We start from the raw sequence: 15,585 nt of genomic DNA, 5'->3' as shown, positions 1-15,585 counted from the left end.
TTTTATTCCTCATTTCCTGTCAAACTAGTTAATGCAGCAATGCTTTCTTCCAATGATGCCGGTTCATCTGTTCCCTGCTTTAAAAATTGAATAAGCTGCGGATAAAATTGTATCGCTTCATCAATTTCTCTTGATGAGCCTCTTTTGTAAGCTCCGATATTAATGAGATCTTCCGAATTTTGATATGTCGATAAAAGTTCGCGGAATTTATTTGCCGCATCCAGGTGCTGTCTTGTCGATATGTTTGACATCACCCTGCTGATGCTTTTTAGGACATTAACTGCCGGAAACTGGCCTTTATTGGCAAGCGCCCTGTCCAACACAATATGTCCGTCTAAAATTCCGCGTACGGTATCGGCAATCGGCTCATTCATGTCATCGCCGTCTACCAGCACTGTATAAAACGCCGTAATGGTTCCGTGCTCGTTTGCACCTGTTCGCTCTAATAAACGAGGTAAAATAGCGAACACAGAGGGTGTATAGCCTTTTGTCGTCGGTGGTTCTCCAGCAGCTAAACCAATCTCACGCTGCGCCATCGCCACCCTTGTAACAGAATCCATCATAAACATGACATTTTGGCCTTTATCTCGAAAATACTCGGCAATTGCAGTCGCTGTATATGCCGCTTTCAATCTCATTAATGCTGGCTGGTCTGAGGTGGCAACAACTACAATCGATCGTTTCAGCCCCTCTTTCCCAAGATCTTTTTCAATAAACTCCCGGACCTCTCGTCCACGTTCTCCGACAAGTGCAATGACGTTTAAGTCAGCTTCTGTCTGCTTAGCAATCATCCCCATTAATGTGCTTTTTCCGACACCGCTTCCGGCAAATATTCCAATCCGCTGGCCTTTACCGACTGTCAGCAAGCTGTCAATGGATCTGACGCCAACACCCATTTTTTCACGGATAGGCGGCCGTTTCATCGGGTTGGGTGGTGATTGCTCCGTCGATACAGGCGAAAGCCCTTTGGGCAGAAGTTTTCCGTCAAGCGGTTCTCCAAAAGCATCGATGACTTGCCCGATCAGTCCAGATCCAACTTTAATCCGAAGAGATTCCCCAGTAGCTTCTACAATGCTGCCTGGTGCAATACTCGCAGCCTCTAAATAAGGCATAAGCAAAATATTTTCTTCTTGGAAGCCGACTACCTCGGCTTTAATGACTTTCCCAGATTGTCCTTTTGCATAAATCAGGCATACGTCGCCAATTGAGCTTGCAGGGCCTTTTGATTCAATCATCAGGCCGATGACCCGCTTGACTTTTCCGTACCGTTTATACGAGTCTGTCATTTCTATACAATCTATCAGACTCTGTGTCTTCATTCAGCTGCACCCGCTTCCAGCGCTGTCAGAAGTTTATCTTTCAATTGCATCAATTGTGTGTCAACACTCGCATCTACCCTGCCAAAAGGAGTTTCAATATAACAGGTTCCTTTTTGAGCTTTTTCATCAGCATATATACCAAGACGGCATTCTTTATAAAGAAGCTGCTGGATTTCATCTTTTTGCTGAAAGATTGTCTCATAGTAATAAGGATCAACATAAATTGATATATCGTCATATTCCTTCACTTCGTTTACAACCTGTTGTACAAGCAGGTGGAAAGCTTCTTTATCATCAGATTTTTGCTGCCATACTTTTTTTGCCAATGCAACGGCAAGCTCAACGATTTCTTCATTAGCGTCTTCAAGCTTGTCCTCAACAGCTTTTCTGGACATTTCAGTAATTCTGTTCGCTTGGCCGATCAGTTCGGCATACTGTTGCATTGCCTCAGCTTTGCCCAATGCTACTCCTTGTTCAAAGCCCTCGGCTTTTGCTTCCTCAATTAGCTTCTGTTTTTCAGCCGCCCAATCATTTTTCTCCTGCTCAATTTGACGGCGAGTATTTTCTATATGACTGTTCGCCTGCTCAGAAATCCGGTCAGCTTCCTCTTTCACTCGGGCCATAAGAGCCTCCGGGTTCTCTTCAGCCTGCAAAAGGTGGGAATGATCAATACGCACCTCTTGTATAGAAAGTTTTCTTTTTTCCTTTTGTGGAGAAAAAGATGATTCTTGTTTAATGATATTAGACAATAATATCATCCCCTCCGCCTCTTGCTATCACAATTTCACCGGCTTCTTCAAGCTTTCTGACGATGCTTACAATTCTCGATTGAGCTTCTTCTACGTCTTTCAAGCGTACAGGGCCCATAAATTCCATTTCTTCTTTGAAGGTTTCAACCATACGCTGTGACATATTGCTGAATACAATTTCTTTGACTTCCTCGCTTGCAACCTTTAATGAAAGGAGCAAATCGTCGTTCTCAACATCGCGAATGACTCTCTGAATAGCACGGTTATCAAGTGTGACAATATCTTCGAAGACAAACATCCGCTTTTTAATCTCTTCAGCAAGATCGGGATCCTGAATTTCCAATGAATCCAATATCGTCTTCTCTGTCCCTCTGTCTACTCCGTTTAACACTTCCACAACAGCTTCAATTCCGCCTGTTTGTGTATAATCCTGAGTAAATGCAGAAGATAATTTTTGTTCCAGAATCCGTTCTACCTCATTAATAATTTCTGGTGACGTTCTATCCATGACCGCAATTCTTCTCGCAACCTCAGCCTGAACTTCAGGATTCAGCTCCGATAAAATTTGCCCGGCCTGCACAGGATCTAAATAAGACAAGATTAAAGCCATTGTCTGAGGATGCTCTTGCTGGATAAAATTCAAAATTTGTTCAGGCTCCGCTTTTCTGGCGAAATCAAATGGTTTCACCTGCAAAGAAGACGTCAGCCTGTTTAGAATGTTTTCCGCTTTATCCTCTCCAAGCGCCTTTTCTAGAACTTGTCTTGCATAACTTAAACCGCCTTGAGAAATGTAATCTTGTGCAATGGCTATATTGTGAAATTCTTCTATGATTTCATCCTTTTTTTGATGATCGACGCTTCGAACACCTGATATTTCCAGCGTAAGCCTTTCAATTTCTTCATCGGTTAAGTGCTTATAAACAGAAGCTGACACATCTAACCCCAAGGAAATCATGAGAATGGCTGCTTTTTGTTTTCCTGTAAGCTTATCTTGATCACGTCTCGCCATTTCTTATTCCTCCTAATCCTCGGCCAGCCAGCTTCTCAGCAGTTTTGCAAAATCTTCCGGCTTGTCTTTCGCCATCTTTTCAAGCTGTTTTCGTCTGACTGTTTCCGCTGTTTCATTTTCCTCTTCGTTGATATCAGGTAAATTGATTGGTTCTTGAGGAACCTCATACTCATACTCCTCGAATTCATCCTCTTGCGCCCGTTTCTTTCTGATAAGCATAATGATCAGAACAATAATCGCGGCGATTAAAACACCGCCTGTAATATATGCCCACAGCGGGATACCTGAGGATTTCTCCGTGTTTGTATCCAAATTGACTTTTCCGTCAAATGGCTGAACGGAGACAACAATTTTATTATTGATATCAGCATCAGATAAATTCTGGTTTTGCGTTTCATCTTTATCTAAAGATGTTCTGACTACAGTTGAAAGGATTTTTTGTATATCATCCTGTCTTTCAGTTGATAGTGACGCTGTGTTTTTGGCATCAGGCGGCTCTACCATGACTTGAATCCCTAAATCTCTGACCTTATAAGGACTTTCAGCGATTTCTTTATGGATTCGGTTAACCTCGTAATTGATTTTGTTGCTGTTTTTTTCGTAGTTCCCGCTTTCGGCATTTTCACCATCAGCCTTATAATTTGTGACATCATCCTCGCCGGTTCCGGCAGTTCCGCCGTTGGCTGCACCGTCGCCCTGGTATGTTTCAGATACCTTTTCCGCGCTGACTGCAATGCCTTCCATGTTTTCTTTATCCACAGGTTCGACAATGTCTTCTGTACGATTTTCTTTTGTGAAATCGATGTCTGCTGTAACGGAGACAACGACTTTATCTTGGCCCATCATCGTACCTAGCAGTGACTGAACATGTTTTTGAATGTCTTTTTCAACTTGAGACTTAATTCCTTGCTGAGAAGAATAACTATCCGCGTAGGACCCTGCATTGCTGTCTGATTTGTCGTAGTATGTAGAATTTTGGTCCATGATGACGATATTATCTTCTTTTAGGTTCGGCACGCTTTTAGATACCAGATGATACAGTCCGTTGATCTGGCTTTGGTCAAGTGTGTAACCCGGTTGAATCTGCAGAACGATTGAAGCAGAAGCTGCAGATTGCTCTTCACCGACAAACACAGCGTCTTTCGGGAGATTAATCATTACTTTTGAGTTTTTAATACCGTCCATTTCATTGATCAAGTTTGACAGTTCTGTCTGTGTCGCTTTCACTTTTACCATATCAAACTCATTGTCTGTCAAACCAAAGCCGGCATTCTGCCCAAAAAACGAGTAATCAATTGATCCTGTTTTAGGAAGTCCTTCTGCAGCCAGCTGCACTTTCAAAGAATCAACCTGATCCTCCGGAACGCTAATCACTGTACCGCCACTCGAAAGTTCGTTTGGTACTTTTTTCGCATCCAATTCTTCTTTGATTTTTCCTGCTTCTTCGGCAGATAAATCTTTGTAAAGCGGAGCCATCTTTGTACTGGAAGCAAAAACACTAATAATAATTCCAATAATAATAATTGCCGCTAACACACTAACCATTAAAATCTTTTGTAATTTAGATCTATTTTTCCAAAACTCACTCGTTTTGTTTTTCATTTGCATTAGAGTACGATTCATGTTAACCCCCGGTCATTCCACTCTTTCTCTAAATCGTCAGACCCCCTACATTTGCATTCTCATAATCTCCTGATAAGCTTCCACAGCTTTATTGCGGAACTCTGTTGCTGCAGTTAGAGAGATGCTAGCTTTTTGAGCGGCGATCATGACCTCATCAAGATTTACATCTTTTCCTGCAGCCAAGGCATTAGTCATGTTGTCAGAAGCTACTTGGGACTCATTTAACGAACTAATAGAGTTTTTTAAAAGCTCCGAAAAGCTTGTTTGATTTGAAGAATCTGTTTTTTGGCTATTGTTTACTTGATTTGTTGCATTTTGAGTGTTTTGAGTATTTTGAACCTGAAAAGGAGAAATTGCATTAATCACATTCATTCACCTACTTTCCGATTTCTAATGCCTTCATCAGCATTCCCTTTGTGGCATTCATCGCAGTGACATTCGCCTCATATGATCTGGTGCTGCTGACAAGGTCAACCATTTCCTTTAATGGATCTACATTAGGTTTTTGTACATATCCTTCAGCGTTTGCATCAGGATCTGTCGGATCATAGACAAGATTAAAATCCGATTTATCCTCCGTAATTTTTGAAACCTTCACACCGTTTCCAGCATGACCGCTTCCGCTCATTTGAGAATTAAGAATGGAAGAGAACGATTCACCTTTTGACTGAAGGGAGACCATTTTTCTTCTGTAAGGCACCCACTCTCCATTCACCTGCTTAGCTCTTGTCGTATCCATATTTGCTAAGTTAGATGATACAACATCCATTCTGACCCGCTGAGCTGTTAAAGCAGATGCTGAAACATTTAAGCTCTGAAAAGCTGTCATCATTTTCCTCCTGTTAATACGGTCTTCAGTGAATTAAATTTACCGTTCATTCTTTCAACTAAAGCTTGATAGTTGATTTGATTTTGCGCCAATTCTGTCATCTCTTTGTCAACATCGACATTGTTTCCATTTTGCTGATACGATGTATCTCCGCTCGCAACAATTGAATAATTCGAATCAGTATCAGAAAAATCAACATGACGATAGTCTGTTTTTATCGCATCAAGACGTGAGGATTCTTGATCTAATAAATTTTGGAAAGAGACTTTTTTTGCCTTATAGTTCGGTGTATCTATATTGGCGATATTATTAGTTATGACTTTTTGCTTAATATCCGCTCTGCTCAAGGCATTTTCAAGATTTTGTATCGTTCCAGAAAATAAGCTCAAATCCACTTACCTCCATTTCAGTTTTTTTCACCCTCAATATCCTTGTCGAGAATTGTAAAACTATATGCTTATTGTAAGAAATAACAGGCATAAAGTCTATGAAGTTCGTGTAAAAAAATGTCCTCACAATTATCTATTTTACAACTAGGCATAAAGTCCTAGATTGTTAGAACTACATTTCCTGCCTTGATATAAGCCTGAAAATAGCAGAATTTCTGTTTTTTCTCCTTTCTTTTCGTCATTTTTGAAACTTTTTGAAGAAATATGCAAGATTTATTAAAATCATTACACAGAAAGACTTTCAACCCAGGAAATAAAGCTTATTGATTTCCTTTATTTGAAATAAAAAAAGAACCCCTTAAAGGGTGTTCTTTTTTTGATTAATGAGATTTTAGATTTTCTAATTCGATTAAGAATTTGTTGTTTAGCACTTTGATATAAGTACCTTTCATTCCTAATGATCTTGACTCAATGACGCCGGCACTCTCCAGCTTTCTCAGTGCGTTCACAATAACCGAACGTGTAATGCCGACGCGGTCAGCGATTTTACTAGCAACGAGAAGGCCTTCGTTTCCGTCAAGCTCTTCAAAAATGTGCTCAATTGCTTCAAGCTCACTGTAAGAAAGCGAGCTGATAGCCATTTGTACAACAGCTTTACTTCTTGCTTCCTCTTCAATTTCTTCTGCTTTTTCTCTTAGGATTTCCATTCCGACAACTGTTGCGCCGTATTCAGCTAGAATTAAGTCATCATCATTGAATTGATCCTGTAAACGTGAAAGAATGAGTGTTCCTAATCTTTCCCCTCCTCCGATGATCGGCACAATTGTAGTTAAACCAGCTTGGAATAAGTCTCTGTTCTCAACAGGGAAAGCAGTGTATTCACTATTAATATCCAAGTTAGAAGATGTTTCAGGGACATTAAACAGATTTTTCGTATATTCTTCAGGGAATTGACGATCCTCAAGCATTTTTTTCATACGATCATTTTCAATTTGCTGGTTAATAGAATACCCAAGGAGTTTCCCTCTGCGGCTTACAACGAAAATATTGGAATCAATGACATCCCGCAGCGTCTCCGCCATTTCCTTGAAGTTTACCGGTTTCCCTGCCGCAGCTTGCAGCATGGAGTTAATAATTCTTGTTTTTTGTAATAAAGCCATGATAAATAATCCTCCTAAACATTCCTCATATTAAATTTTTCACAATATAAATTGACTTAAATCTTTGTTTTTGGCTATCGTTCCGAGTTTTTCTTCGACATACTGTGGTGTAATCGTTATTTTCTCCATCGTTACATCAGGAGCTTCGAACGACAAATCTTCTAATAGGCGTTCAAGTATTGTATGAAGGCGTCTCGCACCGATATTATCTGTGTCCTGGTTCACATGATAAGCAACTTCAGCAATCTTATGAATAGCTTCGTCAGAAAATTCAAGAGATATACCTTCAGTCTGCAATAATGCTTGATATTGTTTCAAGAGCGCATTATCCGGCTCAACCAAAATTCTCACGAAGTCATCCACCGTGAGTTTGTTCAGTTCTACACGAATCGGGAAACGCCCCTGCAGTTCAGGAATCAAATCAGATGGTTTGGCCATATGAAACGCTCCTGCTGCAATAAATAATACATGATCTGTTTTTACAGAACCATATTTTGTGACAACGGTAGAACCCTCAACAATCGGCAGGATATCCCGCTGAACGCCTTCTCTTGAAACATCGGCAGAAGAAGATGCACCGCCGTTTTTTGCGATTTTATCAATCTCATCGATAAAGATAATCCCGCTCTCTTCTGCTCTCTGAACAGCTTCCTGGCTGACTTCATCCATATCGATGAGTTTGCTAGCTTCTTCATTCGTCAGGACTTTTCTGGCTTCTCTGACTGTCATTTTGCGTCGTTTCTTTTTCTTTGGCATTAATCCGCTCAGCGCATCCTGCATGTTCATGCCCATCTGCTCCATACCCGAGCCCTGCAGCATGTCAAACATAGAAGGCTGTTGTTCTTCGACTTCTACTGTTACATAGTAGTCTTCGAGCTCTCCTAAGGCCAGCTGATGCGCCATTCGTTTTCTTTTTTCTTCAATATTTGCTTCTTCCTGGCTCTCCGCCTCATCTTCACCATTCGGCTGGCTGCCGCCAAAAAACATTTCAAACGGATTTTTAACGCCTGATTGTTTTTTCTTCCCAGGAACTAACAGACGAACAATGCGTTTATTTGCATTTTCTTCTGCCTGTTCCTTTACTTCGTTCATTTTCTCTTCTTTTATAAGCCGAACAGAAGTCTCCACAAGATCTCTGACCATTGATTCGACATCTCTGCCTACATAGCCGACTTCAGTAAATTTAGTTGCTTCAATTTTGATAAATGGCGCACCTGAAAGCTTAGCGATTCGTCTGGCAATTTCAGTTTTCCCAACGCCGGTAGGCCCCATCATTAAAATGTTTTTCGGAACGACCTCGTCCTTCAGCTTTTCATCCAGAAGACTTCTTCTATAGCGGTTTCTTAATGCCACGGCGACAGCTTTTTTCGCGTTTTGCTGACCGACAATATATTGGTCTAACCGATCTACAATCTGTCTAGGAGTTAACGGTTTTTTTTCCATGCGCCTCAAGTCCTTTCTATTCAAGCTCTTCCAGTATGATTTGATCGTTCGTGTAAACACAAATTTCGCCTGCTGTTTCTAATGCGGCTCTTGCAATCTCACTTGCGGTCATACTTTCACCGGCATGCTTTTTCAAGGCTCTTCCGGCTGCCAAAGCGTAATTGCCTCCTGATCCAATTGCGAGAATGCCGTCATCTGGTTCGATCACCTCGCCTGTTCCCGATACGAGAAGCAAAGTATCCTGATTCATCACAATCAGCATGGCTTCAAGCTTTCTAAGCACTTTATCGCTGCGCCATTCCTTCGCAAGCTCAACAGCCGCCCGTTTTAAGTTGCCGTTATATTCTTCAAGCTTGGCTTCAAACTTTTCGAATAAAGTGAAAGCGTCTGCAACAGATCCCGCAAAGCCAGCAAGAACCTTGCCGTTAAACAGTTTTCTCACTTTTCGTGCCGTGTGTTTCATGACAACAGCCTGACCAAACGTTACTTGGCCGTCTCCAGACATAGCGCTTCGTCCTTTATGCTGTACGGCAAATATTGTGGTCGCATGAAAAGATGACATAAAGGGCCTCCTTTAATTTTTCTTAAATGCTCTTGGGTGGTGGGACATATATGTGTTTCTCAACATTTCCTTCGAAACGTGCGTGTATATCTGTGTCGAAGACAGATTGGAATGCCCGAGCAGTTCTTGAACGCTTCTCAAATCCGCTCCTTCATTTAACAGATGGGTGGCGAACGTGTGTCGAAGCATATGCGGATGGATATGTAAAGTGCCGGACGCTTTTTGAACAAGCCCGCTTAAAATATGTCTGACGCCACGGGCTGTAAGCGGTCCGCCTCTTTGATTTACGAATAATAGATCATGAGGTTCTTTTGCCTTCATCAGCAAGCACTGTCTTCCGCTATTCATGTATACCTTCAACGCTTCGCGGGCATAAGACCCAAAGGGGATATAACGCTGCTTCTTGCCTTTACCGTGAACAAGCACAGTGTCCATAAATAAATCAACATCATTAACAGTTATGGAACAGCATTCACTGACCCTCATTCCGGTGGCATAGAGCAGCTCTAACAGCGCTTGATCCCTCATTCCGGCCGGCTGGCTTATATCTGAAACTTCAAACAGCTCCTCAAGCTCTTTTTGATATAGAAACTTCGGTATCCGTTTCTCTTGTTTCGGCAGATGAACAAGCTGAAACGGATTTTCTTCAACAAGCTTTTCCCGCATCAGAAACTTATAAAAGCTTCTTAATGCAGATATCTTTTTGCTTATTGTTCTTCTCGATAAACCTTTTTCATAGGCTTCTGTCAAAAAAATCCTAGTATCTTGATATGCAGCTTCTTCAAATCCATTTATACCTTGAACGCGCAGGAAAGTCTCGAATTCTTCAATTGAATCCACATAATTCACAATAGTATATTGTGAATAATTTTTTTCAATTTGTAAATATTCAACGAATAACTTTACGAAATTCTTAACATTCTCCATGCCTAATACCTCCCCAGGAAGGGCTTTTAAATGGTATCACAAATCGCGTTCAGGTTGCAATCAATACCTATATTGTTTTCGAAATTGTTTGAATTGTTTCAATTGCACGATTCGCGTATTGTTCATTTCGTTCTTTTTTATTTTTAATTTTAACAGGCAGTTCTTTTAAAAGCCCAAAGTTTGCATTCATCGGCTGGAAGTTCTTCTGGTTTGTTGTTGTAATATAATGAGCCATACTGCCAATTGCCGTTTCCTGCGGGAAAATAACAAGCTCTTCTCCCAATACAAGCTTCGCCGCATTAATGCCTGCTACCAGTCCTGAGGCGGCTGATTCCACATATCCTTCTACTCCCGTCATTTGGCCTGCAAAGAACAGGTCACTTCGGTTTTGAAATTGATAAGTCGGCTTTAACAAGCTAGGAGAGTTAATAAATGTATTTCTGTGCATCACGCCATATCTGACGATTTCTACATTTTCAAGCCCTGGAATCAATTTGAGGACTTCCTTTTGATCTCCCCATTTTAAATGTGTCTGGAATCCTACAATATTATAAAGTGTGCCCGCAGCATCATCCTGTCTGAGCTGAACGACGGCATAAGGACGTTTTCCTGTAACAGGATGCTCTAGCCCAACCGGTTTCATCGGACCGAAAAGCATTGTTTTCTTACCGCGTTTTGCCATGACTTCAATCGGCATGCAGCCTTCAAAGAAAATCTCTTTTTCAAATTCTTTTAACGGGACTGTTTCTGCTGATGTTAAAGCTTCATGGAAACGGTCAAATTCTTCTTCTGTCATAGGGCAGTTCAAATATGCTGCTTCACCTTTATCATAGCGGGATTTCAAGTACACCTTATCCATATCAAGGCTGTCTTTTTCTACAATTGGCGCCGCTGCGTCATAAAAATATAAATAGTCCTCTCCAGTCAGCTCCTTCAGCTGGGCAGACAGCGATTCAGATGTTAACGGTCCCGTTGCGATAATGGTAGGACCTTCAGGAATCTCAGTCACTTCTTCATTAATAACGGTTACGTTTGGATGATTTTTTACCCGATTTGTCACACTTGCGGCAAATTCATGACGGTCTACTGCAAGAGCCCCTCCGGCAGGCACCGAACATTCGTCAGCAGCCGCGATGATGGCTGAATCAAGCGCACGCATCTCTTCCTTTAATACACCGACCGCGTTAGCAAGTGTATTAGAGCGAAGAGAGTTGCTGCAGACTAGCTCGGCAAATTTATCAGTATGGTGCGCAGGCGTTTGTTTCACAGGCCGCATTTCATACAATTTAACTTGAATCCCGCGTTTGGCAAGCTGCCATGCTGCTTCACTTCCTGCGAGTCCGGCTCCGATTACATTCACTGTTTGTTGGTTCATCTTTCACATCTCCTAGTTTATTATTCAAGGCCTTCTTTTAACACACAAAGAAGGTGAGCAAGACCCTGCTCACCGCTACTTCTGTGGTTCTTCCTTATAATCGCATTCCACGCATTGGACTTGTATGCCTTTTTTGAGTTTTTTCTCGACGAGCATTTTTCCGCATTTCGGGCATTTTCGTTCAATTGGTTTGTCCCAGGATACGAATTCACAGTCCGGATAACGGTCACAGCCGTAAAACACCCGTTTCTTTTTCGATTTTCGCTCAACAATGTTTCCTTCTCCGCAGCTCGGACACTTCACGCCGATTTGTTTCACAATCGGTTTCGTGTTCCGGCAGTCAGGGAAGTTGGAGCAAGCTAAGAATTTACCGTACCGTCCCATTTTATATACCATCGGCGAACTGCACAATTCACAATCCTCTCCAGCATATTCTGGTTCGATTTCAACTTCCTTCATTTCTGATTCGGCTTTTTTGACGCGTTTTTCAAAATCGGTGTAGAAATTATCAATAATCTTGACCCATTCGGTATTTCCTTCTTCAACATGATCAAGATCTCTCTCCATTTTAGCTGTAAACTCAACGTTAATGATCTCCGGGAAAAACTCCATGATCAAGTCAAGAACGATCTGACCTAATTCAGTCGGAACAAAGCGTTTATTATCCAAACCCACGTAGCCGCGCCGTTGAATAGTATCAAGCGTCGGAGCATATGTGGATGGACGGCCTATGCCGAGTTCTTCAAGCGTTTTCACAAGCCGTGCCTCAGTATACCTCGGAGGCGGCTGGGTAAAATGCTGCTCCGGTTCTATATCTTTTGATAATACCGTATCGCCTTCTTTTAAGTCAGGCAGCATCCGGTCTTTTTCTTCCATTTGGTCGTCTTTTCCTTCAACATACACCTTCATAAACCCGGAAAACTTGACTTTACTTCCATTTGCACGAAATGTCAAACCATTGTTTGTCAGGTCGACACTCATTGTATCTAGAACAGCCGGCGCCATTTGGCTGGCAACAAAACGCTCCCAAATTAATTTATACAGTCTCATTTGGTCTCTGCCGAGAACTGCTTTTAATTCACTTGGTTTTCTGAGAACTGATGTCGGCCGAATTGCTTCGTGGGCATCCTGAGCATTTTCATTCTTTTTCGCAGGCTTCCGTTTTCCGCCTAGGAACTCTTTTCCATATGTCTGATCGATAAAAGCAGCAGCTTCATCAACAGCCGTATTTGAAATACGGGTTGAATCCGTTCTCATATACGTGATCAGACCAACAGTTCCTTCTCTTCCTAGATCAATTCCTTCATATAATTGCTGTGCAATCATCATCGTTTTCTTCGCTCTGAAATTGAGCTTGCGAGCCGCTTCCTGCTGCAGGGTTGAGGTGGTAAAAGGCAAAGCAGGATTACGTTTGCGTTCTTTTTTGGTTACTTTTTCGACTGTATATTTATTCCCTTTGAGCTGAGAAAGAATCTCTTTTACATCAGCTTCACTATTTAAAGGAAGTTTTTTGCCGTTTTTTCCGAAAAAGCTTGCTTCAAAGGTTTCCTGGCCTTTTAAGAACGTACCGTCAATTGTCCAATATTCCTCAGGCTTAAAGTCGTTAATCTCTTTTTCACGGTCAATAATCAAACGGAGGGCAACGGATTGCACGCGTCCTGCGCTAAGCCCTTTTTTGACTTTTTTCCATAAGATCGGACTGATTTTATATCCGACAAGCCTGTCTAAAATACGTCTCGCTTGCTGTGCATCCACTAAATCCATATTAATCATGCGTGGATGCTTAAACGATTCCTTAATAGCGTCTTTTGTAATTTCGTTAAACACTACACGGCAGTCTGAATTGAGATCTAAATCAAGGCTGTGTGCCAAGTGCCATGCAATCGCTTCCCCTTCTCTGTCGGGGTCGGCCGCGAGATACACTTTTTTGGCTTTTTTGGCAGCCGTTTTCAGTTCTTTTAATACCGGACCTTTACCTCGAATGGTAATATATTTCGGTTCGAAATTCTGTTCTATGTCAACTCCCATTTGACTTTTTGGAAGATCCCGGACATGTCCCATTGATGCTTTTACTTTATATTTTTTACCTAAGTAACGTTCAATCGTTTTCGCCTTAGCGGGCGATTCCACGATGACTAGATAATCAGACATTTTCATCCCCCTCAAGAGGTGTTCTCTCTCTTTTCAAGATATTTCAATTTTATTTTTGCAGCTGTCTTTATTTGGCTTTCAACATTTCATTCTTTATCATGAACGTCATTCATTAAATAGAAAACAATATGCAACTTTAAATCCTCACTATTATTAAATATTACAATGCCGTTTGTCAAACGATAATTCAAAAGGGTTCCGTATATTGAACGTTTCTCTCGGGAAGCTCCTCGAAAATATCCTCTGCTGACCTTATGGCTTTAGCCCCCTGCTGGATCAGTTTTATAGGACCTCCGGCGTAAGGGTCAAATAATGAACCGGGTACGGCAAACACTTCTCTACCTTGCTCCAATGCTTGATAGGCAGTTATCAGCGAACCGCTTTTTTCCTTGCCCTGTACGACAATAACACCTTCACTCAGTCCGCTGATGATACGGTTTCTCATAGGGAAATGCCATTTTTGGGGTTTAGTTTCAGGTGGGTGCTCTGACAGAAGGATATGGTGTTTAGCCATGTAATCTGCTAATTGAAGGTTTTCCCGGGGATAAATGTGTTGAAATCCGCCTGCAATGACGCCAATTGTCCGCCCCTTCGCCTTAATACTTGCAGCATGGGACATTCCGTCTATCCCAGACGCCAGTCCGCTGACAATCACCCAATCTTTACGGCAGAACTCTTCTGTAAGATGATTGACAACTTGTTTCCCGTAAGCTGTTGGATTTCTTGTCCCTACAATTCCAATTTTTCTTCCTTTCGAAAGAAGAGTCATATCACCCTTTGCAAACAGAACGGCGGGGGGATCATAAATGGTTTTAAGCCAGAAAGGATATTGCTTTGAAGAGATAGGAATGGTGTTAATGCCTTGCTCACGATAAGCAGCAAGTACGCGTTGGAGCTTTGGGTAAAATTCTTCTATTTTCTTTTTTAATGCAGCTGCTTTCATTTTATCACGAGTAACCGTTTGTAACACCGATGATGTCAGCGACATAGACGGATCGGCTTTCCACCATTTTAATAGAAGGGATGGGGATAATAATTGATTGATTCTGCAAGTCGTTAAGCAGGCAGCGGCCTGATCCAATAGATTGACCTCCTTTTGACAGAAAAAGCAGGAACAGCCTTAACGGCTGTCCCTTTTTATTAATGCGTTTTACAAGTTTCGAACAGGTTCTTCTCTTTCAGCACCTTAATTAAGGTTTCACCCATAACAGAAGGTGTCTCTGCAACTTCAATTCCGCATGCATTAAGGGTTTTGATTTTTTCATCAGCTGTCCCTTTTCCGCCGGAAATAATGGCGCCTGCATGCCCCATGCGCTTCCCAGGAGGTGCTGTCTTACCGCCGATAAAACCGACTACCGGTTTTGTCATGTTGGCTTTTACCCACTCTGCCGCTTCCTCTTCGGCAGTACCGCCGATTTCGCCAATCATGATGACAGCGTGTGTGTCAGGATCTTCGTTAAACGCTTTTAAAACGTCAATAAAGTTTGTTCCATTTACAGGGTCTCCGCCGATTCCAACAGCTGTAGACTGTCCTACGCCCGCTTCTGAGAGCTGGTGCACCGCTTCGTATGTTAATGTTCCTGAACGTGATACAACGCCTACATGACCCTTTTTATGGATGTATCCGGGCATAATGCCGATTTTACATTCTTCAGGCGTAATGACACCAGGGCAGTTCGGCCCTATCAGTCTCGTTTTCTTGCCTTCCATGAAACGTTTGACCTTCACCATATCCAAAACCGGAATGTGTTCTGTGATACAAATCACGAGATCAAGCTCCGCATCTACCGCTTCCATAATCGCATCAGCTGCAAACGGTGCAGGCACATATATAACAGACGCGTTAGCGCCGGTCGTTTGAACTGCTTCAGCCACTGTATTAAATACAGGAACACCTTCCGCTTCAGTTCCGCCTTTTCCAGGTGTTACACCGCCTACGATATTTGTGCCGTATTCGAGCATCTGCTTCGTATGAAATAAAGCGGTAGAACCTGTAATCCCTTGTACAATAACTCTTGTATCTTTATTAATAAAAACACTCATTATATG

General features: G+C 41.9%; 15 protein-coding genes. All 15 read right to left on the bottom strand.

The features are described from left to right. Positions 1-2 precede the first annotated feature (2 nt). The 15 genes from fliI to sucD all read right to left on the bottom strand — a co-directional run bounded on the left by fliI (position 3) and on the right by sucD (position 15,579). Complete coding sequence (gene fliI / locus CDO84_RS07760) at positions 3-1,319, bottom strand: flagellar protein export ATPase FliI (RefSeq protein WP_040083176.1); 1,317 nt, start codon at positions 1,317-1,319, stop codon at positions 3-5. Then, positions 1,316-2,068, bottom strand: a complete 753-nt coding sequence (gene fliH, locus CDO84_RS07755) for a flagellar assembly protein FliH (protein ID WP_040083794.1) — start codon at positions 2,066-2,068, stop codon at positions 1,316-1,318. The genes fliI and fliH overlap by 4 nt, the downstream gene beginning before the upstream one ends. After that, positions 2,061-3,077: a flagellar motor switch protein FliG gene (fliG, locus tag CDO84_RS07750; RefSeq protein WP_014663967.1), complete on the bottom strand. Its 1,017-nt coding sequence runs from the start codon at positions 3,075-3,077 to the stop codon at positions 2,061-2,063. The genes fliH and fliG overlap by 8 nt, the downstream gene beginning before the upstream one ends. Positions 3,078-3,089: 12 nt before the next feature. Continuing rightward, positions 3,090-4,700 carry a flagellar basal-body MS-ring/collar protein FliF gene (gene fliF, locus CDO84_RS07745; protein ID WP_040083177.1) on the bottom strand — a complete coding sequence of 537 codons (1,611 nt, stop codon included), beginning with the start codon at positions 4,698-4,700 and terminating at the stop codon, positions 3,090-3,092. Between the two features lie 45 nt (positions 4,701-4,745). Then, on the bottom strand, positions 4,746-5,066 hold the full coding sequence (fliE, locus tag CDO84_RS07740; protein ID WP_003238544.1) for a flagellar hook-basal body complex protein FliE: 321 nt from the start codon (positions 5,064-5,066) through the stop codon (positions 4,746-4,748). A 10-nt stretch (positions 5,067-5,076) separates the two neighbouring features. Beyond that, positions 5,077-5,529: a flagellar basal body rod protein FlgC gene (flgC, locus tag CDO84_RS07735; RefSeq protein ID WP_014663965.1), complete on the bottom strand. Its 453-nt coding sequence runs from the start codon at positions 5,527-5,529 to the stop codon at positions 5,077-5,079. After that, positions 5,529-5,918: a flagellar basal body rod protein FlgB gene (flgB, locus tag CDO84_RS07730; RefSeq protein WP_014663964.1), complete on the bottom strand. Its 390-nt coding sequence runs from the start codon at positions 5,916-5,918 to the stop codon at positions 5,529-5,531. The genes flgC and flgB overlap by 1 nt, the downstream gene beginning before the upstream one ends. A gap of 380 nt (positions 5,919-6,298) precedes the next feature. Then, a complete protein-coding gene (codY, locus tag CDO84_RS07725) occupies positions 6,299-7,078 on the bottom strand; it encodes a GTP-sensing pleiotropic transcriptional regulator CodY (protein WP_003220850.1) in 780 nt (259 codons plus the stop codon). A gap of 39 nt (positions 7,079-7,117) precedes the next feature. Beyond that, positions 7,118-8,521: an ATP-dependent protease ATPase subunit HslU gene (gene hslU / locus CDO84_RS07720; RefSeq protein WP_014476801.1), complete on the bottom strand. Its 1,404-nt coding sequence runs from the start codon at positions 8,519-8,521 to the stop codon at positions 7,118-7,120. Positions 8,522-8,537: 16 nt separating this feature from the next. Then, the gene (gene clpQ, locus CDO84_RS07715) at positions 8,538-9,083 is read right to left on the bottom strand and encodes an ATP-dependent protease subunit ClpQ (protein ID WP_014663962.1); all 546 of its coding nucleotides are present in this window, start codon (positions 9,081-9,083) and stop codon (positions 8,538-8,540) included. Positions 9,084-9,095: 12 nt separating this feature from the next. Beyond that, on the bottom strand, positions 9,096-10,010 hold the full coding sequence (gene xerC, locus CDO84_RS07710) for a tyrosine recombinase XerC (protein ID WP_040083178.1): 915 nt from the start codon (positions 10,008-10,010) through the stop codon (positions 9,096-9,098). 67 nt (positions 10,011-10,077) lie between these two features. Beyond that, positions 10,078-11,385 (bottom strand): FADH(2)-oxidizing methylenetetrahydrofolate--tRNA-(uracil(54)-C(5))-methyltransferase TrmFO, encoded by a 1,308-nt coding sequence (gene trmFO / locus CDO84_RS07705; protein ID WP_014663960.1) that lies wholly within the window; start codon positions 11,383-11,385, stop codon positions 10,078-10,080. A 75-nt stretch (positions 11,386-11,460) separates the two neighbouring features. After that, positions 11,461-13,536 carry a type I DNA topoisomerase gene (topA, locus tag CDO84_RS07700; protein WP_014663959.1) on the bottom strand — a complete coding sequence of 692 codons (2,076 nt, stop codon included), beginning with the start codon at positions 13,534-13,536 and terminating at the stop codon, positions 11,461-11,463. 187 nt (positions 13,537-13,723) lie between these two features. Next, positions 13,724-14,617, bottom strand: coding sequence for a DNA-processing protein DprA (dprA, locus tag CDO84_RS07695; RefSeq protein ID WP_040083179.1), 894 nt, complete (start codon positions 14,615-14,617; stop codon positions 13,724-13,726). A 59-nt stretch (positions 14,618-14,676) separates the two neighbouring features. Beyond that, a complete protein-coding gene (gene sucD, locus CDO84_RS07690) occupies positions 14,677-15,579 on the bottom strand; it encodes a succinate--CoA ligase subunit alpha (RefSeq protein ID WP_003238566.1) in 903 nt (300 codons plus the stop codon). Positions 15,580-15,585: the final 6 nt, after the last annotated feature.

This window comes from Bacillus sp. MD-5 (assembly GCF_002201875.1).
GTDB classification, from domain to species: domain Bacteria; phylum Bacillota; class Bacilli; order Bacillales; family Bacillaceae; genus Bacillus; species Bacillus stercoris.
The sequence above is the reverse complement of the archived record's forward strand: the minus strand, read 5'-3'. Positions and strand labels throughout refer to the sequence as shown.